This is a genomic window from Marinobacter salicampi (assembly GCF_011074795.1).
GTDB lineage: Bacteria > Pseudomonadota > Gammaproteobacteria > Pseudomonadales > Oleiphilaceae > Marinobacter > Marinobacter salicampi.
This window is the reverse complement of record NZ_JAAMPF010000036.1, coordinates 411,978-419,630: the sequence shown is the minus strand read 5'-3', so window position 1 is coordinate 419,630 and position 7,653 is coordinate 411,978. Positions and strand designations below refer to the sequence as shown.

At 55.8% G+C, this 7,653-nt stretch carries 8 protein-coding genes; 5 read left to right on the top strand and 3 right to left on the bottom strand.

What is annotated here, in order from left to right; genetic code table 11:
* Positions 1-75: 75 nt before the first annotated feature.
* The gene (locus G7W63_RS19790) at positions 76-882 is read right to left on the bottom strand and encodes an exodeoxyribonuclease III (RefSeq protein WP_166262363.1); all 807 of its coding nucleotides are present in this window, start codon (positions 880-882) and stop codon (positions 76-78) included.
* A gap of 82 nt (positions 883-964) precedes the next feature.
* On the opposite strand from G7W63_RS19790, the gene pyrE reads away from it, so the two are divergent.
* Together pyrE and G7W63_RS19780 are read left to right on the top strand one after the other, a co-directional pair.
* Positions 965-1,603: an orotate phosphoribosyltransferase gene (pyrE, locus tag G7W63_RS19785; RefSeq protein ID WP_166262361.1), complete on the top strand. Its 639-nt coding sequence runs from the start codon at positions 965-967 to the stop codon at positions 1,601-1,603.
* Between the two features lie 89 nt (positions 1,604-1,692).
* Positions 1,693-2,397, top strand: a complete 705-nt coding sequence (locus tag G7W63_RS19780) for a DUF4124 domain-containing protein (RefSeq protein WP_242634501.1) — start codon at positions 1,693-1,695, stop codon at positions 2,395-2,397.
* 101 nt (positions 2,398-2,498) lie between these two features.
* Here the strand turns inward: G7W63_RS19780 and G7W63_RS19775 are convergent, their stop codons facing one another.
* Entirely contained in the window at positions 2,499-2,918 is a 420-nt protein-coding gene (locus tag G7W63_RS19775) for a hypothetical protein (RefSeq protein WP_166262359.1), read from the bottom strand.
* Positions 2,919-3,285: 367 nt separating this feature from the next.
* On the opposite strand from G7W63_RS19775, the gene G7W63_RS19770 reads away from it, so the two are divergent.
* Positions 3,286-3,795: a fibronectin type III domain-containing protein gene (locus G7W63_RS19770; protein WP_166262357.1), complete on the top strand. Its 510-nt coding sequence runs from the start codon at positions 3,286-3,288 to the stop codon at positions 3,793-3,795.
* A 10-nt stretch (positions 3,796-3,805) separates the two neighbouring features.
* On the opposite strand, the gene G7W63_RS19765 is transcribed toward G7W63_RS19770, so the two are convergent.
* Positions 3,806-4,126 carry a DUF2782 domain-containing protein gene (locus tag G7W63_RS19765; RefSeq protein WP_166262355.1) on the bottom strand — a complete coding sequence of 107 codons (321 nt, stop codon included), beginning with the start codon at positions 4,124-4,126 and terminating at the stop codon, positions 3,806-3,808.
* A gap of 113 nt (positions 4,127-4,239) precedes the next feature.
* On the opposite strand from G7W63_RS19765, the gene polA reads away from it, so the two are divergent.
* Both polA and G7W63_RS19755 read left to right on the top strand, forming a co-directional pair.
* Positions 4,240-6,960 carry a DNA polymerase I gene (polA, locus tag G7W63_RS19760; RefSeq protein WP_166262353.1) on the top strand — a complete coding sequence of 907 codons (2,721 nt, stop codon included), beginning with the start codon at positions 4,240-4,242 and terminating at the stop codon, positions 6,958-6,960.
* A gap of 333 nt (positions 6,961-7,293) precedes the next feature.
* A complete protein-coding gene (locus G7W63_RS19755; protein ID WP_341273697.1) occupies positions 7,294-7,587 on the top strand; it encodes a hypothetical protein in 294 nt (97 codons plus the stop codon).
* Positions 7,588-7,653: the final 66 nt, after the last annotated feature.

The following is a 7,653-nucleotide window of genomic DNA, read 5'->3' as shown; positions in this document are numbered from 1 at the left end:
CAAACCTTCGCCATCGCGCCTAGCTATCAAGGCCCTCTGGGGCTCAGTAGATCAGCGAATTAATCAGACGGGACACTAGAAGCCAATGTCGATGTCGTAATCCATTATGACCGGGGCATGGTCGGAGAAGCGCGTGGCATCGTCGATCCAGCCATCAGTCAGGGTCTTGCGGATGCCGGGCGTCAGTATCTGGTAGTCAGTGCGAATACCGGACTGCTTGCGCCAGCCTTCAGCCCATTCGGGCCACCAGGTAAACTGGTTGCTCTGCTTGTTGATATCCCGAAAAGCGTCGATAGCCCCCATCTCATCAAACAGACGATCAAGCCAAGCGCGCTCATGGGGCAGAAAACCTGAGGCGTCCAGCTTGTGATAACGCGAGCTGGCGTCGGTTACATGGTGAGCCGTCTGCAGGTTGGCGCAGAAAATGAATTGGCGGCGCTTTCGCAGGGTCTTCTGCATATGAAGCCCATAGGCCTCCAGGAACGCGTCTTTGTGGTCGAGGGCGGTCACTTCATCTTCGCCGACGATTTCGTCCTCTCTGCCAAGAGCACTGGGAGCCAGCACCGAGGCCACGCTCACCTTGTCAAAATCAGCCTGGATAAAGCGACCCTCGCGGTCGGCCTGCTCGCTGGCGAATCCGTACATGATGGCTTTGGGGAAATGCCGTGTATAAATACCGACCCCGCCGTCCTCGTTGTTCTCGCCATCAATGAAGTAGGCTTCATAGCCTTCCGGAATCAGGCCGAGGTCCTCGATCTCGTAAGCACGCATTCGGTGGTCCTGAACACATACCACGTCAGCATCCTGCCTGGCGAGCCAGTCAAAAAAACCTTTGTCGATGGCCTGCGCCAGACCGTTGACGCTGATCGATACTACTCGCATACGTGTTCCCTGATTCGGTTTGAGTGTATGATACCGTTTTTACACGTTTTTAAAAGAACCACAGCCCGCCAGAAGCCTTGTCATGTACGACTATCAGCGTGATTTTATAGAATTTGCAATTCAGCGTGAGGTCCTGCGCTTTGGTCAGTTCACTCTCAAATCCGGCCGCACCAGCCCTTATTTTTTTAACGCGGGCCTGTTTCACAATGGCGACGACCTGGTTCAGCTGAGCCGAGCCTATGCCACGGCGCTTCAGCACAGCGGGCTGGATTATGACATTATTTTCGGGCCGGCGTATAAGGGCATTCCGCTGGCAGCCACGACTGCCATGGCCCTGGCGCAAGCCGGTGACAATCGCCCTTACGCCTTTAACCGCAAGGAAAAAAAGGACCACGGCGAAGGCGGCACCCTGGTGGGAGCCCCCCTCAAAGGTCGGGTCCTGATTATCGACGATGTCATCACAGCCGGCACGGCTATCCGCGAAGCCATCTCCATTATCCGCGATGCCGGCGCCGAGCCGGCGGGGGTGCTCATTGCCCTCGACCGCCAGGAACGTGGTAACGGCGACAGGTCAGCGATCCAGGAAGTCGAAGCTGACTATGGCATACCGGTTATCAGCATTATACAGCTTGACCAGGTCCTCGCTTATCTCGAAAGCCGGCCCGACTTTGCCTCACATGCCCGTAAGGTCGCTGCCTACCGGTCAGCCTTTGGTGTTTGACAGGCGCCTGAAGCCCCTACCCTGACATTCGTTTACACATTACAACGCCCGGACACAGATAGAGTGTGGCCCAGCTTCGCAGGTTTGCTATGCTGGGCATATTCCAATCCCGGAGCATTGCCATTTCTGTTATGAACCGCTCAGTTAAAGTCTGCCTTTGCCTGCTATTCGCCTCGGCCCTGGTCACCAGCGCTGCAGTGGATGCACGCATGTATCGCTATACCGACGAGAACGGCCAGATGGTGATCAGTAACACCGTGCCTTCCCGGGCATCGGTTCGTGGCTACGACATCCTGAATGACCAGGGTCGGGTCATCGAAACCGTGAAAGCTGCCCCCACGGCGGAAGAGCTTGCCGAACGCGCGTCCAGAAAAGAGGCGGAGCGCAAACAGAAACAGCAGCACAGAGAAGATGCCAAGCTACTGCGGCGGTTCAGTCATCCGGATGAAGCGGTCAAGGCCATGCATCGCAAGCTCCAGGAAATGCAAAGCCTGAACCAGCTCAAACGCGGCAACATTGCCGTCATCGTTAACCAACTCGATGATGAACAGTCACGGGCCGCCGACCTGGAGCGCTCTGGCAGACAAGTGCCCGAGGCCACCCTGGACAAAATAGACCGCCTCCAGAGCCAGATACGTGACATTGAGCGCGAGATAACCGTGCAAAATGCCGAAATCAGGTCCATGCGAAAAGCCTTCGAGCGGGACATCGACCGGCTTGAAATCATTACCGACCGTCAGCGAACGCTTCCCCTTGATCCAACCGAACCCAAAGGCATGGCAAAGAAGCAATAGTGTGGATTTGACGGCACTCGTGCTCCCTATATCTGAAATAACGGTCCCGTCACGCAAAAAGGTCGCCCTGAGGCGACCTTTGCGATTCACCGATGCTTCATTCAGGCAGAAGCAGGGGTTTTTGCCTTTGCAGGCTGGCTCTTACGAGCGGTTGGCTTTTTGGTATTAACTTTATGCTTGGTTGACTGTGCAACGCTGGTTACATCGTCAGCAGCATCTGATACAGCGTCCGCTACAGCATCGGTGTCTTCAGCTGCTTCTTTCTCAAGTTTTGAAACAACTTCGCCGGCAAAGCTGCCCAGACGCAGGTTCAAACTACGAAGCTGCTCGAAAAGCGTCTCGCTGTAACCGTAATAACGCTCGCGCAGTGACTTAACGCTATATTCACGAGCGCCTGATTCCAGCTTCTCGGCGTACTCGAAAGGCTTGGAAGCCAGCTTCTTCTGCTGCTCTTCAGCGGCGTTGATACCTTTTTCCACGATGTCCTGAATCTGTTCCTGATAGCTTTTAAGTTTACCCATGATGAAACTCCTTACTCATTGATTCGTGTCTGTGACACAGATTGTCTACTCGTGTCTTTCTCATACCTGCAACCCAGCGGGTGCGTTGTATGAGTGACCGATTCCTAGATTCAACATGGAGACTACGGGTTTAAATTAGAATATTCATACTAAAGCCAAACATTCATTCGCCTGCCAGGCAGCAGGCCCACAGTATGCCGCCTTAATAAGCAGTTACCGAATCTTCACTTGCTGTACATGTTAGCAGTTGGATAATTCGCCGCGGCTCGCCCAGGTCAGAACAGTGTTACGCCCCTTCTCTTTACCCGGCGTTTTCTGTACCCGGGCAGTCAAAAACAATACCTACAATAGATGTAGAGGAATCGGCATGAAATCCAGAATCCCACCGCACTGTTGGCTGACCCGCCGACGTTACCGTCTAGTCGTAGCTTTGGTAGCGGTCGCGTCAATGTCTTCGGTGACCATTGCAAAGGAACGGTCAACCAGTCCCGAGTATCTGGCCAGAACCACCTCCACTCCCCAGTACACCTCAGATAAAGCGCCTAGCACCACCTCTGCCAAGGAGCGGTCAACCTCAACAAGCTCGTACAGTAAAGAAAGAAGCTCCTACACCCGGCGCCCTTCGCTAAGCTGGAACGCCCCGATGACCCGGGAAAATGGCTCCAAGCTCTATGTCGGGGAAATCGAGGGTTACCGCCTGTATTACCGGCTCCGGAACCGCAGCAACTATCGCTCAGTGACACTGGATGGTTACGATGCCACAAGCTTCAAATTGAATGGACTGACGCCTGGCATTTACGAGTTCACCATTACCACCTTGGACACTGAGGGTTTGGAAAGCCGCAGATCAAAGCCACTGTCGGTAAACGTGAACTAAGCTCTGGCCACTACCAACTGAAAATGATCCAGCTCGGCACCAGGATCTGGGATTTCTCTTCCTGGATCCAGCCGCCTCCCTCCGCTGGCACCAGGTAATAAGCAGGTCCCCTGTTGGGGACCACCTTGATTTCCTTAAGCTCACCATTGACCCGGTATTCATAGAAGGTCGCGTCTTCTCCAGATGTGATAACCACCTGGGGCTCAGTGGGACTGGGCTGATAGTCTGAGGTCACCACCGGCTCGTCAGGCTGTTCGACCTCCTGAGCAAAGGACGACACAGGCAGACTGAGGGCAACAACAAGCAGGCAGGGGCTGAAGAGTATTTTCATGGTAACCTTGGTTCAGAATCAGGACGCGCCTGCCGTTCATCTTCAGCAGCGCTGGTTCGGAAAGTTTACACCACCATCTTTACTCTTCAATCAGAATCCGGGTCCGAAGTGTTATGAGTCAGCAACAGATTCCACCAGTTGTCCTCGTGGACGGTTCATCTTATCTGTTCCGGGCCTTCCACGCCCTGCCCCCACTCACCACCAGCAAGAATCATCCTACTGGCGCCATCAAAGGTGTCATCAGCATGATCCGGCGTCTGGAACAGGACTTTCCCGGGTCGCGGATCGTAGTGGTCTTCGATGCCAAGGGCAAAACGTTCCGGCATGAGCTTTATGACCAGTACAAGGCCAACCGGCCGCCCATGCCTGATGAGCTCGCAGTACAGATCCAGCCCATCCACGACATCATAAGGGCGATGGGCCTGCCGCTCTTGATTGTGCCTGATGTGGAAGCGGACGACGTGATCGGGACCCTGGCCTGTGAAGCCACTGCCAAGGGCGTGGATGTGGTCATTTCAACCGGCGACAAGGATATGGCCCAACTGGTGAGCGATCATGTCACCCTGATCAACACCATGACCGAAACCCGGATGGATCGAGAGGGCGTTATCAAGAAATTCGGTATTAGCCCCGAACAGATGGTCGACTACCTGGCCCTGGTCGGTGACACGGTCGACAATATTCCCGGAGTCACCAAATGCGGTCCCAAGACCGCGGTCAAGTGGCTACAGGCCTATGAAAACCTGGAGCGCCTGATGGCGCAGGCTGATGAGATCAAAGGCAAGATCGGTGAAAATCTCAAGGATGCGCTGGAGAAACTGCCACTTAGCCGTGAACTGGCCACCATCAAGACCGATGTGGAACTTGAGTTTGGCATCAACGAACTCACACCCAGACCCCAGGACGACGAACGCCTGCGGGAGCTGTTTACCGAATACGAATTCAAAAGCTGGGTTTCAGAACTGATCAGCAACAGTTTCCCGGGCACCGCGGAACCCACGGCGGAACTTGAAGCTCCGGCAGCGCGAGACTACACCGTCATCTTCAGCCAGGCCGAGCTGGACAAGTGGCTCGCTCGGCTCGAACAGGCACCCCTGTTTGCCTTTGATACCGAAACCACCAGCCTCAACTACATGGAGGCTCAAATTGTCGGGGTTTCCTTTGCTGTCGAGCCTCGAGAGGCGGCGTATGTACCGCTGGCTCACGATTATATGGGCGCGCCGGAGCAGCTTGACCGGGACTCGGTCCTGGCCCAAATGAAGCCGCTACTGGAAAGCCCGACCCGTGCCAAGGTTGGCCAGAACCTCAAATACGACAAGAACGTGTTGTGCAACCACGGTATCCACCTGGAGGGCATTGCCGAGGACACCATGTTGCAGTCCTATGTGCTCAATTCGGTATCCTCCCGCCATGACATGGACAGCCTGGCACTGATGTATCTGGGCGAGAAAACCACCACGTTCGAAGCGATTGCCGGCAAGGGCGCCAAACAGCTCACCTTCAACCAGATCAATCTGGAGCAGGCCGGTCCCTACGCTGCGGAAGATGCAGACATCACCCTGCGTCTTCATAACGTTCTGCGTCACAGACTTGCCGAGACCGGTCGGTTGCAGGACGTCTATGAGAATATTGACCTTCCCCTGGTGCCGGTTCTCTCACGCATGGAGCAGCGGGGCGCGCTGATCAACGCGGGCACACTGAAGCACCACAGCCAGGAACTGGCAGAGCGCATGGCCGAGCTTGAGACAGCGGCCCATGAAGAAGCCGGTGAGCAATTCAACCTGGGTTCACCGAAACAACTTCAGGTTATCTTCTATGAAAAGCTGGGGCTGCCGGTTATCAAGAAGACCCCAAAAGGAGCGCCTTCAACGGCAGAGCCTATCCTGCAGGAGCTTGCCCATGACTATGCCCTGCCGCGGCTGATCCTGGAACACCGCAGTCTGAGCAAGCTCAAGTCCACCTACACCGATCGCCTGCCCCAGATGATCAACCATCGCACGGGGCGGGTACATACTTCCTACCATCAGGCCGTTACAGCAACCGGCCGGTTATCGTCGTCTGAGCCCAATCTGCAGAATATCCCCATACGCTCCGAGCAGGGCCGACGGATTCGCCAGGCGTTCGTGGCACCGGAAGGTCACAAGCTCATGGCGGCAGACTACTCCCAGATTGAACTGCGGATCATGGCCCATCTGTCGGGGGATGAAGGCCTGTTGCAAGCCTTTGCCAAGGGTGAGGATATCCATCGCGCCACCGCTGCCGAAGTCTTTGGCACCTCCCTTGAGGAAGTAAGCGGTGACCAGCGGCGTAGCGCTAAAGCCATCAATTTCGGCCTGATCTATGGCATGTCGGCGTTTGGTCTGGCCCGCCAGCTGGGAGTAGAACGACGGATTGCACAGGAATACATTAATCGCTATTTCGAGCGCTACCCGGGGGTTTTGACCTACATGGACAATATCCGTCACCAGGCCCACAACGACGGCTACGTCGAAACCCTGTTCGGCCGGCGCCTCTACCTGCCTGAGATCAATGCCCACAACAAGCAGCTCCAGCAGGCCGCAGAGCGCACCGCCATCAACGCCCCCATGCAGGGAACCGCCGCCGATATCATCAAGCGGGCCATGGTCGCGGTAGAAAACTGGCTTCTGAGTGAACATCCGGACGAAGCGCGCATGGTCATGCAGGTGCACGATGAGCTGATCCTGGAGGTGAAGGAAAGCGCGCTCACAGTTGTGCAGCAGGGTCTGGTCAGCCGTATGTCTGCCGCAGCCAGCCTGAAAGTGCCTTTACTGGTGGAAGCCGGCATTGGCAATAACTGGGATGAAGCACACTAGAGTGCAGAAATGGGCGCTGACTTCCGGCTTATGGTCAGCCCTGGTGCACCACTAACATTATTGCGCCCTGCGTGTGCGGCGGGCAACGTCCAGAGCTTGGGGCTCTGGTAACACTTTCAGCATGCAATTGAATTAAAAAGCAATTTTAAAACCGACCGTGATTCGGCCGTGCGGCACGGTTTTCGCAATGGTAAGGGAGTCGATGCGCATCTGCTGCTTCAGTGCAGATCCGCTTCATGTTGTGACACCCTTGCAAGAGGCAATCTCCATGGCCACGCGGCTATCCGAACGCAGCTGGTTGTTCGACCCCAGCCTGCTCAAGCTGGTTCATCAGTGCCGGCGCCTGATCCAGTCCGAATTCGGGTCAAACTCCACCTGACCGAAGAAAACCTGGAACAACGCCTTGCTGAATTTGCCCATCAAAGCCGCTCTGCGCACCTGACCCGGACCTGGTCTGCGCTCATTGACCGTGTTCCGGCGCTGGCACCCGCCAGTGAAGAAACCACCGGTAAACGCACCTACCGCGGCCAGGAAATCCCGGACAGCTTCACAAGCGCTGCGGAGGAAGACGGGGCCAGGGCGGCCCGTAAGAAGAAGGTGATTTACCGGGGACAGGTCATTGGCTGACGACCATGAATCCAGGCTCAAGGGGAATCAGCCGGGCAAAAGAAAGGCGGGCCCAGGGGCCCGCCT